Here is a 14624-nt window from a genome sequence, read left to right on the forward strand (position 1 = left end):
TGGGCCGGCCCGGCGCAGATCATTCTGATCACCACGCTCGGCTCCGGCGCGACCATCATCCAATCAGCGATCGCCGTGACGGTCAGCGCCATCAGACTGTTCCCGATGGTGGTCTCGGTGCTGCCCCTGATGCGCACGCCCGAGACCAAGCGGCGGCAGTTGTTCTTCGTGGCGCATCTCACCGCGGTGACGCTATGGGTCGAGTGCCACCGCTTCCTGCCGCAAGTGCCGCGCGACCGGCGCATCGCCTTCGTGCACGGTCTCGGCTTCGGCCTGGTGTCGGTCTGTCTCACCGCCAACACGGTCGGCTATTTCCTCGCCGCCAATCTCACGCAGACGCTGGGCGCGGCCATCCTGATGCTGACGCCGCTGTCGTTTCTGTTCTCGACCGCGCGCAACAGCCGCGAGCTCGCCGACATCATTGCGCTGGTGCTGGGGCTGTTGCTCTATCCGCTGGCCGCAAAAATGAACAGCGGCCTCGACATCCTCGTCAGCGGCGTCGTCGCCGGCACCATCGCTTACGGCGTGCACTGGTTCCGGGAGGCGCGCGCATGACGGGCTTCATCGGCGACTGGCATGCGCTCGCGGTACTTTTCGTCGCCGGCGTTATTCCCAACCAGATATGGCGCATGCTAGGTCTCTGGTTCGGTGGCGGGCTGGACGAGGGCTCGGAAGTCCTGGTCTGGGTGAGGGCGGTGGCGACCGCGATCCTTGCCGGCGTCATTGCCCAGATCGTGGTGCAGCCGCCGGGTGCGCTGGCAAGCGTGCCGGATGCCTTGCGCTACGGCGCCGTGGTCGCCGGTTTCATCGTGTTCATCCTGACGCGCCGCTCGATCTTTGCGGGTGTCGTCACGGGTGAGTTGGTGATGCTGGCCGGCAAGGCGTGGCTGGGCTAGAGCGTTTTCCAGCGAAGTGGATGCCGGTTCGCGTCAAGAAAACGCGTCAAAACAAGAATCTAGAGCTCCGTTCCGATTCCATCGGAACGGATAAAGCTCTAGAGTCCGCCTGAACAACAGGGATTTGTGAGAATGGTTCGCGAAAACCAACTCCGCGAAGGCGAGCTTGCGATCGATCTGCCGAAGGCCGAGGACGCCGGCCTTGTCTTCATCGGCCGGATCCGCACGCCCTGGACCTCGCGGCTGGAGACACCGCGGCAGGGCCGCCATGACGGCCCCGTGTGCCGGCTCGAAATATTCGAGCCCTTCGTGCCCGCGATCAAGGGCGTGGATTTCTACAGCAATCTCGAAGTGCTCTACTGGCTCGACAAGTCGCGCCGCGACATCCTCTTGCAGAGCCCGAAGAACAACGAGAAAACCCGCGGCACCTTCTCGCTGCGCTCGCCGGTGCGGCCCAATCCGATCGGCACGTCCATCGTCAAGCTGGTCGGCATCGAGGGCAACACCATTCTGGTGCGCGGCCTCGACTGTCTCGACAACACGCCGCTGATCGACATCAAGCCCGACCGCTGCGAGTTCACGCCGCTGGCCGCGCAGCAGTCGGGGGATTTTGAGACGGAGTAGGTCCCTCCGCCCGTCATTCCGGGGCGCGCCTCTTGGCGCGAGCCCGGAATCCATCGAACGGCAGAGACGGTGGAGAAATGGATTCCGGGCTCGCGCCAAGTGTCGCGCCCCGGAATGACAGTCAGCCCTTCAGCGCCGCAATCAGCTTCGCAGCGTTCTCCTCCAGCACCTTGCCGTCTTCCTTGCGGCTGGCCGGCGGCAGCATGGCCACGCCGTCATGGCGCGGCAGGACGTGCATGTGCAGGTGAAACACCACCTGTCCGCCGGCGGCCTCGTTGAACTGCTGGATGGTGATGCCGTCGGCCTTGAAGGCCTTCATCGCGGCAGCCGCGATCTTGTGCGCGCCGCGTGCGACGTGGGCGTAGTCGTCGGGCTTGATGTCGAGGATGTTGCGGGCAGGCGCCTTCGGAATGACAAGCGTGTGGCCGGGCACGCGCGGCATGATGTCGAGGAAGGCGAACACATGCTCGTCCTCATAGACCTTGGTGCAGGGCAGCTCGCCGCGCAGGATCTTTGCAAAGATGTTGTTGGTGTCGTAGGCGGTCATGGCGCGGCTCCCTGGGAATTGCGCACTACTTTCATCACCCCACCTGACGCGTCAAGGCGCCTCTTCCAGGCCTTTGCGGAACGGCCCCATCTCGGTGAGCTCGCGGCCGGCTTCCGCGACATAGGCGCGCTCGCGCTTGAGGTAATCGTCGATCGCGCGGCGTAAGCCGGGATCGGCGATGAAATGCGCGGAGTAGGTGGTTTGCGGCAGGTACCCGCGCGCGATCTTGTGCTCGCCCTGTGCACCGGCCTCGACATTCCGGAGTCCGCGTTTGATCGCGAAATCGATCGCCTGGTAGTAGCAGACCTCGAAATGCAGGAACGGGTGATGCTCGATCGCGCCCCAGTTGCGGCCGAACAGCGTGTCCGCGCCGATGAAGTTGATGGCACCTGCAATCCAGCGGTTGTTGCGGCGGGCCATCACCAGCAGCACGTCCTTGGCCATGCTCTCGCCGATCAGCGAGAAGAATTCGCGGGTGAGATACGGCCGGCCCCATTTGCGCGAGCCGGTCTCCATGTAGAACGTGAAGAACGCGTCCCAGGCCTCCTCGGTGATGTCGCTGCCGGTGAGCCAGTGAATGGTGATCCCAGAAGCAAGCGCGTCGCGCCGCTCGCGCTTGATCGATTTACGGTGGCGTGAGTTCAGCGTCGCCAAAAAATCGTCGAACGTTGCAAAGCCGTGATTGTGCCAGTGGAACTGCTGGTCGGTCCGCTGCAGAAAACCGTGGCTTGCGAGCAGCTTCCATTCCGCCTCGCGCGCGAATGTGACGTGCACGGAGGACGCCTTGCTGACGCCGCAGAGCGCGATCAGCCCGCTCGCCAGCGCCTCCGCAATGCGCACGCGATCGACACCGTCGCGGATCAGGAGGCGAGGGCCAGTGGCGGGTGTGAAGGGAACCGACACCTGGAGCTTTGGATAGTAACGGCCACCGGCCCGCTCATAGGCATCGGCCCAGCCGCGGTCGAAGACGTATTCGCCCTGTGAGTGGGATTTCAGATAGCAGGGCACGATGCCCGCGACCTTGCCATCGACCTTGGCGATGAGGTGTCGCGGCCCCCAGCCGGTGCGGGCAGTGGCCGAGCCGGATTTCTCGGCGGCCGACAGAAAGGCATGCGAGACGAAGGGGTTATAGGCAGGCGTTGAAAGTCCGCTGCAATCGCCGGACAGCACGGATGAAAGGCCGAGATCGGCGATGCCAGCGGGATTGGCACAGGCGTTCCAATCCTCAGCGGACACTTCGCCAATGGACGGAACGGCCTCGAGCGTGATTTCGGAAGATGCCATCGCGTGTCTTGAACAACCCCTGAAACAAAGATCGTGCATTGCAGCAGCGACTTCAAGGGGGTTGGGAACCTGGAGATTGCGGATGCGATATCCCTCTACGAGTCGTCCTGGCGAAAGCCAGGACCCATTACCCCAGGGAGAGGTTTGGCGAAGACTCGTAGTCCCGCAGTACTCACACCGCGCGCCATCGACAGATCACGCGGTATGGGTCCTGGCTTTCGCCAGGACGACCCGAGGTCTACGGCACGAAGCCCTCAAAGATCATCTGGTCCGCATATTTCGCCGCCGCGGCGCGCTGCTCCGGCGTGCGCACCGTCCAGGACAGCAGCGGGCAGCCGAACACGTTGCGCGCGATCCAGGGCGCCGGCGCGGGCAGATGGTTCACCGAGAACGCCACGAAATGCGGCTGAGTTTGAAATCCATGGCGCAGATACAGCATGCTGTCACGCTGCTCCTGCGTGAGTTTCGTCCAGTGGCCGTCGTCATAATTCCGCTGCGCGACGATGCCGCGCGGCAGCGACGGGATCAGCTCGCGCAGAGCCAGCACCTGATCGGGATCGAAGGACATGCCGACCGCCGGCCCCTGATAGGAGGCCAGCACATCGCGCATCCGCGCGACGAGCTTGCGGTCGCCGTCAAAATGGCTCTTCACCTCGATCACCAGCGGCACACGGCCGGAGACCATGGTGCAGAGGTCCGACAGCGACATCATCCGCTCCGACGTATCCTTGAAGGTGATGGCCTTCAGCTCGGCTGCGGTCTTCTGGACCAGCAGTCCGCTGCCATCGGTGAGGCGCCCCAGCGCATCGTCGTGATGCACCATGGCCTCGCCGTCCTTGGTGAGCTGGATGTCGACCTCGATCGCGAAATTGCCTGCGACCGCAGCCTGCACGGCGCCCGGCATGTTCTCGACCACGCCACGTGAGATGTCGTGCAGGCCGCGATGTGCGACCGGCCGTTTCGTCAGCCAATCCGGAGCGCGCAACGCCCGTCCTCCCGCCTCAGGCGACCTCGAACACGCCTTCGACCTCCACGGCGGCATCCGCCGGCAGCGAGGCGACGCCGACGGTGGTGCGGGCGTGGCGGCCCTTGTCGCCGAAGGCGGCGACCATCAGGTCCGAGGCGCCGTTCAGCACTTTTGGCCCATCGACGAAGTCGGGCGCCGAGTTGATGAAGCCGCCGAGCCGGACCACGCGCACGACCTTGTCGAGGTCGCCGAGCGCCGCCTTGACCTGGGCAAGCAGGTTGACGGCGCAGCCGCGGGCGGCGGCCGCGCCCTGTTCGATGCTGACGCCGGCCCCTAACTTGCCCTTGGCGATCAGCTTGCCCTGGGGATCGAAGCAGACCTGGCCGGAGACGAAGATCAAATTGCCGGTGCGCACGAACGGAACGTAATTGGCGACCGGAGCGGGGGCCTCATGCAGGACGATGCCTTGTTCCGCGAGCTTCTGTTCGACCGTTCCTGCCATGTTGCGCCCTCGATGCCTGCTGTGAAGTCCCGGCGCAGTTCGGGCCGGGCGCGCCTGTTTCGCCGATTGCCGGGACGCTTGCAAGCCGGCCGGCGGCCTCTTGCAGGCGGCTCAGGGTTGCATTTTTCTGAGGCAGAACAGGAGGTTCAGCGCAAAAGCGCAACTTTCTGTGAAACGGCCCCAGTTGCGACGCAATGGAACGGCCATTAATGTGGCGAATCTCGCATCCCCAGGGAACAGACATGGTGCACCTTTTCCGGACGTCGCTCGGTGTGATGGCGTTTGCGGCGGCCGCGCTTGCGGCCAGTGGCGACGTCATGGCCGCGAGCGGCCCGTTCCTTCCGCACCAGGCGCTCTATGATCTGAGCCTCGTCAAATCGCGCAGCAACTCGGTCAACAGCGCGCGCGGCCGCATCCTCTACAATTTCACCGGCAACGCGTGCGAGGGCTACACCTCCGAATTCCGCCAGGTCTCCGAGCTCGACAGCGGCGAGGGCAAGATCACGCTCAGCGACTTGCGCTCCAACTCCTGGGAAGACGCCACCGGCAAGAGCTACCGCTTCAAGATCGAGACGCGGATGAATGACGCCGACAGCGGCCAGGTCGACGGCTCGGCCGAGCGCGACGGCGACCACATCAACGTCAAGCTCAAGCTGCCGGTGCCGAAGACGTTCAAGCTCGACGGCACCACCGTGTTCCCGACCGAGCAGATCCAGCGCATCATCGCCGCCGCGAAGGAAGGCAAGTCGCTGCTGGAGCTCTCCGTCTATGACGGCTCCGACAATGGCGAGAAGGTCTACAACACGCTCACCGTGATCGGTCAGCCGATCCCGGCCGACCGCACGGCTGCCGCGCCCGATCCCTCGACGAGCGATGACCGCATGAAATCGCTGACGCGCTGGCCGGTCACCGTCAGCTATTTCGACCGCGAGGCACAGCAGAAAGAGGGCGAGCAGACGCCTGTCTACGCCATGGCGTTCGAGCTCTACGAGAACGGCGTCTCCCGCGCGCTGGTGCTGGATTACAATGATTTCGTGATCTCCGGCGCGATGGGCAAGTTCGACGTCAAGGACGCCAAGCCCTGTAATTGAGGGGCGTCACTTTCTCCACTGTCATTGCGAGCGCAGCGAAGCAATCCAGGGTCTTTCCGCGGGGGACAGGCTTGATTGCTTCGCTGCGCTCGCAATGACGGAGTCTCTGGCTCCGAGCGTCCGATCACGCTACCGTCCACTCCAACCAACAAACATCAGGGAGGCGGCACCATGCCCAAGATCGAACATCTCCGTCCGAGCGAACTCCATCACAATCCCGCATACTCCCACGTCGTCGTCGCATCCGGCGGCCGCACGATCTACATCGCGGGCCAGGTGTCGACTGATGAAGAGGGCCGTATCGTCGGCGAAGGCGATATCGCCGCCCAGACCACGCAAGTGATGCACAATATCGGCGCAGCACTCGCCGCCGCCGGCGCGACCTACGCCAACATCGTCAAGATCACCACCTTCGTCGTCAGCTACAAGCCCGAGCTGCGCCCCATCATCGGCAAGGCGCGCAGCGTCTTCTTCGAGGGCATGACCCCGCCGGCCTCGACGCTCGTCGGCGTCTCGGCACTCGCTGCGCCGGAATGGTTGATCGAGATCGAGGCGGTGGCAGTGGTGGATTGAAGCCCAAATGTCGTCCTGGCTTTCGCCAGGACGACACGGAGAGTGTTGGTCCGCTTCGCCACACTAGCCGCCGCCCTCACTCGTCCTCATCCTTCTCCGGCCCGTCATACGCAATCCCGCGTATCACGGCGGCCTTGCCGAACTTCTTGCGCAAACTGTCCACCGCACGCTCGGCATGCGCGGCGCGGCGGTCGAGCATGTCGGTGTCGTCGTCGGCCGAGCCTTCGCGCAGCGCGCTGACGCCGGCGCCCATCAGGCGGAAGGCGGTGCCGTCGATCTCCTTGGCCAGCATCTCCCGGCAGATCGCAAAGATTTTTGCGGCGAGCTGCGTCGGTGCCGCGATCGACTGCGAGCGTGTTCGCTGGCGGAAATCGGAAGTCTTCAACTTCAACGTCACGGTGCAGCCGGCGAGCTCGCTGGTCTTGAGCCGCGACGACGTCTTCTCGCATAGCCGCCACAGGATTTTTTCCAGCGTCGCGAAATCGCGGATGTCGCTTTCAAACGTGGTTTCGCTGGAGATGGTCTTGGCGCCGCGATCGGCCACGACGCTGCGATCGTCGATGCCGCGCGCGAGCCGCCACAGCCTGCGGCCGTCGGTCGGAAACTGCCGCATCAGCTCGATCTCGTCGGCCTTCTGGAGATCGGCGATGGTGCGGAAGCCGCGCTGGACCAACCGCTCTTGCGTCGCGGGGCCGACGCCAAAAATGAAGCCGACCGGCTTGTCCGAAAGCATCGCGCGAGCTTCGTCCTGGTCGAGCACGGCAAAGCCGCGCGGCTTGTCGAGGTCTGAGGCGATCTTTGCCAGGAACTTGTTGCAGGACAGCCCGACCGACACGGTGATGCCGACGTCGCGCTCGACGTCACGCGCGAATTTTGCCAGCACCTTTGCCGGGATCATGCCGTGGACGCGCTCGGTGCCGGAGAGATCGAGAAAAGCTTCGTCAATCGACAGCGGCTCGACCAGCGGCGTCAGCGCCTGCATGGCCTCGCGCACCTCGCGGCCGACGCGGACATACTTTGCCATGTCGGGCGGGATGACGGTCGCGTGCGGGCAGGCCTCCAACGCCCTATACATCGGCATCGCCGAGCGCACGCCAAAGGTGCGGGCGATGTAGCAGGCCGCCGACACCACGCCGCGTTTTCCCCCGCCGATGATGACCGGCTTGTCGGCGATCTCTGGATTGTCGCGCTTCTCCACCGTCGCGTAGAACGCATCGCAGTCGATATGGGCGATGTTGAGCGCGGCTAGCGTGCGGTGGCGGACGAGGCGAGGGGAACCGCACTTCGTGCAGCGGCGCGCCGTCACGTCGAGGTCGGACAGGCAGTCCCGGCAGAAGCAGGCAGGCCCCTTCTGAAGTCCCGCCTGGTCGGGATTGGTCACGGCACGTCGCGCTCCCAATGCGGGTCGCCCATGACCTGACGGGCGGCGGCGATGTTGGTCGGGTGCAGCTGCGAAACGCTCGCAAAAGCCTTCACCGTGGCGTCGTCGCGCAACACGAAATCGAGCACGCTGATCAGGAAATTCGGATCGCTTGCCGCATTTCGCAGGGTCTCCGGGCCGATGCCTGTCTCAGCCAGGAACAGCCCCAACCTCTCAGGATCGCCCGCAATGAAGGAAAGCGCCTGAATCGCAACGATTTCAGCGACTTCTCGGGGGTTTTGAACAGGCTTTTTCAAGGGGCCGGTTTGCCTTTCCGTTAACTTTCAGTGTCTACTTTGGAATCATCATGCCCGAGTCTTGTCAGGCCAGACAAGCAACTGGAAACCAATCGCGGAAAGTTGGCCCTCGGGTTTAACGAAACTAGAGCGAATCTGGCGCTAGTTTGAATCCAGTTTTCGTAGCGCCGTCGAGAGGCGCCTGAGGCGCCGCAGATGTCGAACAGATCTCCTGGATATGGGGAGCCGCGGGATGGCTAAGACCGTCCTGATCGTGGAAGACAATGAGCTCAACATGAAGCTCTTCCGCGACCTGTTGGAGGCGCATGGCTACCAGACCTCGGGCACCAGCAATGGCTACGAGGCACTCGATCTCGTTCGCAAGATGCGGCCCGACCTCGTGCTGATGGATATCCAGTTGCCGCAGGTGTCGGGCCTCGAAGTGACGCGCTGGATCAAGGATGATCCGGAGCTGCGCAACATTCCCGTCGTCGCGGTCACGGCCTTCGCGATGAAGGGCGACGAAGAACGCATCCGCGAAGGCGGCTGCGAAGCCTATTTGTCCAAGCCGATCTCGGTCGGCAAGTTCATTGAGACGGTCCGGCGTTTTATCGGGTAGGGAGTAGATTTCAGTGTCCGCGCGTATCCTCGTCGTCGATGACGTCCCCGCCAACGTCAAGCTCCTGGAAGCTCGCCTCTCCGCCGAATATTTCGACGTGATGACGGCATCGAACGGCGCCGAGGCGCTGGCGATGTCCAGCCGCGCCGAATGCGACATCATCCTGCTCGACGTCATGATGCCCGACATGGACGGTTTTGAGGTCTGTCGCCGCCTGAAGTCCGATCCGGCGACGCATCACATTCCCGTCGTGATGGTGACCGCGCTCGACAGCCCCGCCGACCGCGTGCGCGGCCTGGAGGCGGGTGCGGACGATTTCCTCACAAAGCCCGTGTCCGACGTCGTGCTGATCGCGCGCGTGCGCTCGCTGACACGGTTGAAGATGATGACCGATGAGCTGCGCATGCGCGCCATCACCTCGCTTGAGATCGGCGTGCAGGCGCCGGAGCGCAACGCGGTCACCGACACCGGCAAGGGCGGGCGTATCCTGCTGGTGGACGACCGGCAGTCGTCCTATGAGCGGCTCGCGACGCTGCTTGCCACCGAGCACACGGTGGACGTCGAGCCCAATCCGACGGAGGCGCTGTTCCACGCCGCCGAAGGCAATTACGACCTCCTGATCGTCTCGCTCGACCTCAACAACTTTGACGGCCTGCGTCTCTGCAGCCAGGCGCGCTCGCTGGAGCGCACGCGCCACGTGCCGATCCTTGCGATCGCCGAAGCCGAGAGCGGCACGCGGCTGCTCCGCGGCCTCGAGATCGGCGTCAACGATTATCTCCTGCGTCCCGTCGACAAGAACGAGCTGCTGGCGCGCGCCCGCACGCAAATCCGCCGCCGCCGCTACACCGATCACCTGCGCGACAATGTGCAGAACTCGATCGAAGCCGCCATCACCGATGCGCTCACCGGCCTGCACAATCGCCGCTACATGGAAAGCCATCTCGCGACGCTCGCCGAGCAGGCCTCGACGCGCGGCAAGCCGCTGGCGCTGATGATCCTGGACATCGACTATTTCAAGTCGATCAATGACAATTACGGCCACGACGCCGGCGACGACGTGCTGCGCGAATTCGCGGTGCGGGTCCGCAAGTCGATCCGCGGCATCGATCTCGCCTGCCGCTACGGTGGCGAAGAGTTCGTCATCGTGATGCCGGAGACTGACCTGCACGTTGCCGGCATGGTCGCCGAGCGCCTGCGCCGCTCGATCGCCGGCGAGCCCTTCGCCGTCCACAAGGGCACCAAGCGCATCGAAGTCACGATCTCGATCGGGTTGACGACGCTGGAGCAGAAGGGCGAACCCGTCGCCGACGTCCTCAAGCGCGCCGACACCGCGCTGTACCGCGCCAAGCACGACGGCCGCAATCGTGTGGTCTCGCACGCGGCGTAATCGGGACGATGGGTGGCGCGCGAGCGCGCCGCCTTACGCCGTTCCCTTCGCCTCCTGGATCGCGCGCCAGACCCGCTCCGACGTCAAAGGCATGTCGAGATGCTTGATGCCGTAGTCCGAGAGCGCATCCAGCACCGCATTGACGATCGTCGACAGACCGCCCGCGCAGCCGGCCTCGCCGCAGCCCTTTGAGCCCAGTGGATTGCTCGTCGCAGGCACCGGGTGGTCGCCGATCGTCATGTTCGGAACGTCGTCGGCGCGGGGCAGAGCGTAGTCCAGCAGCGAGCCGGTGACGGGCTGGCCGTTCTCGTCGTACTGCACGTGCTCCATCAGCGCCTGGCCGATGCCCTGGACGACGCCGCCATGGAGCTGGCCCGCAACCAGCATCGGATTGATCACGGTGCCAAAGTCGTTCACGGCGCTGTAGCGCACGATCTCGACCACGCCCGTATCAGGATCGACTTCGACCTCGGCGACGTGACAGCCGTTCGGGAAGGCCGACGGCACCGGCTCGGTGGTGTGGTCGACGTCGAGAGAGCCGGGCACGCCCTCCGGCACCTTGCCGTCATGCAGCTTCTTGGCGAGCTCCATGATGTCGATGCTGCGGTCGGTGCCGGCGATCGTAAAGGCGCCGTCGGCGAACTCGATGTCGGCTTCGGAAGCCTCCAGCATATGCGCGGCGGCGCGCTTGCCCTTCTCGATGACCAGCTTGGAGGCCTGCACGATCGCCATGCCGCTCGCGGTGATCGAGCGCGAGCCGCCGGTGCCGTTGCCGGTGTGCACGATGTCGCTGTCGCCCTGCACGAGCTTGACGCTCTCGAAGGGCACCCCGAGCTGGGCACAGAGCACCTGCGCGAAGGCCGAGGCATGGCCCTGGCCGTAGTCGAGCGTGCCGGTGATGAGCTGCACCGATCCGTCCGGATCGAACACGATCTTGCCGAGCTCGACGCCGGGAGGTGCGGTAACCTCGAGATAGGAGCCGACCGCGATGCCGCGCAGCTTGCCGGCCTTCTTGCTTTCCTTCTTGCGCTTGGCAAAATTCTCGTGGTCGGAGATTTCCAGCGCCTTGTTGAACACGGCCTGGAAGTCGCCGCTGTCATAGGTCACGCCGGAGGACGCCGGGAACGGCATCTGGTTCGGCTTGATGAAGTTGCGCTTGCGTAAGGTCAGGCGGTTGATGCCCATCTCGTCGGCGGCGCGATCGATCAGGCGCTCCATGTAGTAGTTCGCCTCCGGCCGGCCGGCGCCGCGATAGGCGCCCATCAGCGTGGTGTTGGTCAGCACCACCTTGATATCGATGCCCATCAGCGGCGTGCGATAGACGCTGGAAAAGTTCTTGCCGGTGTTGAGCGACAGGGGTCCGGGCGCGACGCCGGTGATGTAGGCGCCGACATTGCCGTAGCCGGACAGTTTCGTCGCCAGGAAATGGCCTTCGGCGTCGAGCGCGAGCTCGGCATGGATTTTTTGGGCGCGGCCGTGGCTGTCGGAGAGGAAGCTGGTCGAGCGCTCGTCGAGCCATTTGACCGGACGCCCCAGTTCCTTCGCGGCGAACAGGATGCACATATATTCGGGGTAGTTGATGTTCTTCATGCCGAAGGACCCGCCGACATTGCCGGTCAGGATGCGCACCTTCTCGTTCGGCACTTTCAGGTTCTTGGCGAGGTTGGCGCGGTTGCCTGCGACGCCCTGCGTCGGCACCTGGATGGTGTAGCGCTCGGTCTTCTTGTCATACGACGCAAGGCCAACCCGCGGCTCCATCGACACCACGGCGACGCGCGTGTTCTCGATGTCGAGTTTGACGACATGGGCGGCGCTGGCGAAGGCGGCGTTCACCTTCTCCATGTCGCCATAGTGATAATCGAGTGCGACGTTGTTGGGGATGTGGTCGTAAAGCTGCGGCGCGCCGGGTTTTGCCGCTTCCGCGGGATCGGTCACAACCGGCAGCGGGTCGACATCCAGGGCGACAGCTTCAGCAGCATCGCGCGCCTGCGCCAGCGTTTCTGCCACCACGAAGGCGACGGGGTCGCCGACGAAGCGCACCTTGTCGGTCGCAAGCGCCATGCGGTTGGTCTGCAGCAGCGGCGTACCGTCCCGGCTCTTCAGCGGCAGGCCGCAGGTGAAGGGGCCATAGCCGGCGGCGTTGAGGTCCGATCCGGTCCACACGCCGAGCACGCCCGGCATCGCCTTGGCGGCCGAAGTGTCGATGCCGCGGATCACGCCATGGGCATGGGTCGAGCGGACGACATAGGCATAGGCCTGGCCGGGCAGGTTGAAATCGTCGGTGTAGCGGCCCTTGCCGCGCACCAGGGTGTCGTCCTCCTTGCGCCGGACCGGCTGGCCGACACCGTATTTTTGCAGTGCAATAGCGTTTTCGAGCGAAGACGATTTGGTGTGTTCTTGCATGGAAATGACCTGAAAAGCCGACATTTGCGCTGTTAGCGCGGTCTTACGGACCTGACCTTCACCAGATTTGGCCTTAACCAGATAACGCACCGATCCCCCCGGGACAACGGACGAAAGGGCATGGTCCTGTTGCGCTGACTTGCCGCGCTGCTAATGTTTCCTTCGAAAAAGCAATTCCGGATCGGCCCTTTCGGGGGCCGTGGAAAGACAGTTTGTATGAATGACCACACGCCGCTCCGCGACGGCTCTCCGCCGCGCGGGGAGCCGCAGGGGTCGATGGTGACGGGAGCGCTGGCTGCCGAACCGGCGACGCATGCGAATGGGGCGGGAACCGGCGTCTACGCGGCGCTGGATCTCGGCACCAATAATTGCAGGCTCTTGATCGCCTGTCCGACCCATGACGGCTTCCGCGTCGTCGATTCCTTCTCGCGCATCATCCGGCTCGGGGAGGGCATCTCGGCGACCGGCTGCATCAGCGAGGCCGCAATCGATCGCGCCATCGCCGCGCTCAGCATCTGCCGCGACAAGATCAATTTGCGGAAAGCAAAACGGCTGCGGCTGATCGCCACCGAAGCCTGCCGCGCGGCCTCGAACGCGGAAGGCTTTCGCAGCCGCGTCGCCGCCGAGACCGGCATCGAGCTCGAGGTCATCGACCGCGAGACCGAGGCCTCGCTCGCGGTCCTCGGCTGCTCGCCGCTGGTCGATCCCAAGGGGCGCGGCGCGATCCTGTTCGACATCGGCGGCGGCTCGACCGAACTGGTGCGGATCGAGCGCGATCCTGCGAGCGAAAATCCGGAGCCGCGCATCAAGGCCTGGATGTCGATCCCGCTCGGTGTGGTGACGCTTGCCGAACAGTTCGGCGGCCGTGACGTGACGCGGGAAATCTACGCACAGATGGAGCAGGAGGTCGCAAAGCACGTGGCGCCGTTCGCCGAGGCGCATGGCGGCGATCTCGCTGAGATGCATCTGCTCGGTACCTCCGGCACGGTGACGACGCTCGCCGGCATCCATCTCAATCTTGCGCGCTACGACCGCCGCCGCATCGACAGCATCTGGATGGACGATGCCGATATCGTGGCGACCATCAACCGGCTGCTCGGCATGAGCTATGAGGAGCGCGCCAACAATAATTGCATCAGCGTCGAGCGCGCCGATCTCGTGCTGGCGGGCTGCGCCATCCTCGATGCTATCCGGCGCGCCTTTCCGCTGCCGCGCCTGCGCGTCGCCGACCGGGGCCTGCGCGAAGGCATGCTGGTCGAGATGATGCGCGAGGACGGCGCGCTGAGGAGCTGGTGAGATGGCGAAAGACACCACCGGCCGCTTGCACGTCCAGGTCAAGACCGGTGGCAAGCGAAAATTGTCGTCAAAGCTCTGGCTCGAGCGCCAGCTCAACGATCCCTATGTGGCGAAGGCCAAGGCGGCCGGCTATCGCTCGCGCGCCGCGTTCAAGCTGCTCGAGATCGACGACAAGTACAAGCTGTTGAAGCCGGGCATGGCCGTTGTCGATCTCGGCGCAGCGCCGGGCGGCTGGAGCCAGATCGCCGCAAAACGCGTCGGCTCGGTGGAGGGCAAGGGCAAGGTCGTTGCCATCGACCTCCTGGAGATGCCGGAAATCCCCGGCGTCGATTTCGCGCAGCTCGACTTCATGGCCAACGACGCGCCTGCGAGGCTCACCGCGATGCTGGGCGGTGGCGCCGACTTCGTGATGTCCGACATGGCCGCCAACACGACGGGTCATCGCAAGACCGATCAGCTCCGCATCGTCGGCTTGGTCGAAACCGCCGCCGCCTTCGCCTGCGACGTCCTCAAACCCGGCGGCGCGTTCCTCGCCAAGACGTTCCAGAGCGGCGCCGACGCCGACTTGCTGGCCCAGCTCAAGCGCGACTTTGCCACCGTGCGCCATGTGAAGCCGGCTGCCAGCCGGCAGGATTCATCCGAGCGCTACGTACTGGCGACGGGATTTCGTGGTGGGGCGAACGCGTAGCCCCGCACTCGGCCGGGACGACACCGAGTGCAATTGAACCAACCCCCGATCCGGCTACACAAATCAAGCAGCCAATGACCTGTCTGCACGC

Annotated in this window: 16 protein-coding genes; 9 read left to right on the forward strand and 7 right to left on the reverse strand. The window is 64.5% G+C overall.

The genetic code is table 11. The features are described from left to right. From C2U70_RS05595 to tsaA, 3 genes are all read left to right on the forward strand, one after another. Positions 1-555, forward strand: a 555-nt coding sequence (locus tag C2U70_RS05595) for an AzlC family ABC transporter permease (RefSeq protein WP_140976918.1), incomplete at its 5' end; no start/stop codon positions are given. Further along, positions 552-896, forward strand: coding sequence for an AzlD domain-containing protein (locus C2U70_RS05600; protein ID WP_140976919.1), 345 nt, complete (start codon positions 552-554; stop codon positions 894-896). The genes C2U70_RS05595 and C2U70_RS05600, both read left to right, overlap by 4 nt. A 132-nt stretch (positions 897-1028) precedes the next feature. Beyond that, on the forward strand, positions 1029-1520 hold the full coding sequence (gene tsaA / locus C2U70_RS05605) for a tRNA (N6-threonylcarbamoyladenosine(37)-N6)-methyltransferase TrmO (protein ID WP_140976920.1): 492 nt from the start codon (positions 1029-1031) through the stop codon (positions 1518-1520). Between the two features lie 121 nt (positions 1521-1641). On the opposite strand, the gene C2U70_RS05610 is transcribed toward tsaA, so the two are convergent. The 4 genes from C2U70_RS05610 to C2U70_RS05625 all read right to left on the reverse strand — a co-directional run bounded on the left by C2U70_RS05610 (position 1642) and on the right by C2U70_RS05625 (position 4820). Continuing rightward, positions 1642-2067 carry an HIT domain-containing protein gene (locus C2U70_RS05610; RefSeq protein WP_140976921.1) on the reverse strand — a complete coding sequence of 142 codons (426 nt, stop codon included), beginning with the start codon at positions 2065-2067 and terminating at the stop codon, positions 1642-1644. A gap of 51 nt (positions 2068-2118) precedes the next feature. Next, positions 2119-3351: a GNAT family N-acetyltransferase gene (locus tag C2U70_RS05615; RefSeq protein ID WP_140976922.1), complete on the reverse strand. Its 1233-nt coding sequence runs from the start codon at positions 3349-3351 to the stop codon at positions 2119-2121. Between the two features lie 238 nt (positions 3352-3589). After that, positions 3590-4336 carry a glycerophosphodiester phosphodiesterase gene (locus C2U70_RS05620; protein ID WP_140976923.1) on the reverse strand — a complete coding sequence of 249 codons (747 nt, stop codon included), beginning with the start codon at positions 4334-4336 and terminating at the stop codon, positions 3590-3592. 16 nt (positions 4337-4352) lie between these two features. Then, on the reverse strand, positions 4353-4820 hold the full coding sequence (locus C2U70_RS05625) for a RidA family protein (protein WP_140976924.1): 468 nt from the start codon (positions 4818-4820) through the stop codon (positions 4353-4355). Between the two features lie 242 nt (positions 4821-5062). Between C2U70_RS05625 and C2U70_RS05630 the strand changes: the two genes are divergently transcribed. Both C2U70_RS05630 and C2U70_RS05635 read left to right on the forward strand, forming a co-directional pair. Beyond that, positions 5063-5911 (forward strand): cell envelope integrity EipB family protein, encoded by an 849-nt coding sequence (locus C2U70_RS05630; RefSeq protein WP_140976925.1) that lies wholly within the window; start codon positions 5063-5065, stop codon positions 5909-5911. A 171-nt stretch (positions 5912-6082) separates the two neighbouring features. After that, a complete protein-coding gene (locus C2U70_RS05635) occupies positions 6083-6484 on the forward strand; it encodes a RidA family protein (RefSeq protein ID WP_140976926.1) in 402 nt (133 codons plus the stop codon). 76 nt (positions 6485-6560) lie between these two features. Here the strand turns inward: C2U70_RS05635 and C2U70_RS05640 are convergent, their stop codons facing one another. Both C2U70_RS05640 and C2U70_RS05645 read right to left on the reverse strand, forming a co-directional pair. Then, positions 6561-7865, reverse strand: a complete 1305-nt coding sequence (locus C2U70_RS05640) for a DNA polymerase IV (protein ID WP_140976927.1) — start codon at positions 7863-7865, stop codon at positions 6561-6563. Then, a complete protein-coding gene (locus C2U70_RS05645) occupies positions 7862-8161 on the reverse strand; it encodes a DUF3572 domain-containing protein (protein ID WP_140976928.1) in 300 nt (99 codons plus the stop codon). Before C2U70_RS05645 ends, C2U70_RS05640 begins: the two co-directional genes overlap by 4 nt. Positions 8162-8393: 232 nt before the next feature. Here C2U70_RS05645 and C2U70_RS05650 point away from each other — a divergent pair, with 232 nt between their 5' ends. Continuing rightward, positions 8394-8759, forward strand: coding sequence for a response regulator (locus C2U70_RS05650; protein WP_027523000.1), 366 nt, complete (start codon positions 8394-8396; stop codon positions 8757-8759). Positions 8760-8772: 13 nt separating this feature from the next. Beyond that, on the forward strand, positions 8773-10146 hold the full coding sequence (locus tag C2U70_RS05655) for a PleD family two-component system response regulator (RefSeq protein WP_140976929.1): 1374 nt from the start codon (positions 8773-8775) through the stop codon (positions 10144-10146). Between the two features lie 33 nt (positions 10147-10179). Here C2U70_RS05655 and C2U70_RS05660 read toward each other — a convergent pair whose 3' ends face one another. Continuing rightward, entirely contained in the window at positions 10180-12549 is a 2370-nt protein-coding gene (locus tag C2U70_RS05660; protein ID WP_140976930.1) for a xanthine dehydrogenase family protein molybdopterin-binding subunit, read from the reverse strand. Between the two features lie 216 nt (positions 12550-12765). Here C2U70_RS05660 and C2U70_RS05665 point away from each other — a divergent pair, with 216 nt between their 5' ends. Together C2U70_RS05665 and C2U70_RS05670 are read left to right on the forward strand one after the other, a co-directional pair. Then, positions 12766-13845: a Ppx/GppA phosphatase family protein gene (locus C2U70_RS05665; RefSeq protein ID WP_140976931.1), complete on the forward strand. Its 1080-nt coding sequence runs from the start codon at positions 12766-12768 to the stop codon at positions 13843-13845. 1 nt (position 13846) lies between these two features. Next, positions 13847-14533 (forward strand): RlmE family RNA methyltransferase, encoded by a 687-nt coding sequence (locus C2U70_RS05670; RefSeq protein ID WP_140976932.1) that lies wholly within the window; start codon positions 13847-13849, stop codon positions 14531-14533. Positions 14534-14624 lie beyond the last annotated feature (91 nt).

The sequence above is a fragment of the Bradyrhizobium guangdongense genome (assembly GCF_006483445.1).
In the GTDB taxonomy this organism is placed as follows: domain Bacteria; phylum Pseudomonadota; class Alphaproteobacteria; order Rhizobiales; family Xanthobacteraceae; genus Bradyrhizobium; species Bradyrhizobium guangdongense_A.

Bases quoted from the DNA above. Each gene is read 5' to 3' on its own strand.
- C2U70_RS05600 (WP_140976919.1), top strand. From the start codon at position 552: ATGACGGGCTTCATCGGCGACTGGCATGCGCTCGCGGTACTTTTCGTC.
- tsaA (WP_140976920.1), top strand. From the start codon at position 1,029: ATGGTTCGCGAAAACCAACTCCGCGAAGGCGAGCTTGCGATCGATCTG.
- C2U70_RS05610 (WP_140976921.1), bottom strand. From the start codon at position 2,067: ATGACCGCCTACGACACCAACAACATCTTTGCAAAGATCCTGCGCGGC.
- C2U70_RS05615 (WP_140976922.1), bottom strand. From the start codon at position 3,351: ATGGCATCTTCCGAAATCACGCTCGAGGCCGTTCCGTCCATTGGCGAA.
- C2U70_RS05625 (WP_140976924.1), bottom strand. From the start codon at position 4,820: ATGGCAGGAACGGTCGAACAGAAGCTCGCGGAACAAGGCATCGTCCTG.
- C2U70_RS05630 (WP_140976925.1), top strand. From the start codon at position 5,063: ATGGTGCACCTTTTCCGGACGTCGCTCGGTGTGATGGCGTTTGCGGCG.
- C2U70_RS05635 (WP_140976926.1), top strand. From the start codon at position 6,083: ATGCCCAAGATCGAACATCTCCGTCCGAGCGAACTCCATCACAATCCC.
- C2U70_RS05650 (WP_027523000.1), top strand. From the start codon at position 8,394: ATGGCTAAGACCGTCCTGATCGTGGAAGACAATGAGCTCAACATGAAG.
- C2U70_RS05660 (WP_140976930.1), bottom strand. From the start codon at position 12,549: ATGCAAGAACACACCAAATCGTCTTCGCTCGAAAACGCTATTGCACTG.
- C2U70_RS05665 (WP_140976931.1), top strand. From the start codon at position 12,766: ATGAATGACCACACGCCGCTCCGCGACGGCTCTCCGCCGCGCGGGGAG.
- C2U70_RS05670 (WP_140976932.1), top strand. From the start codon at position 13,847: ATGGCGAAAGACACCACCGGCCGCTTGCACGTCCAGGTCAAGACCGGT.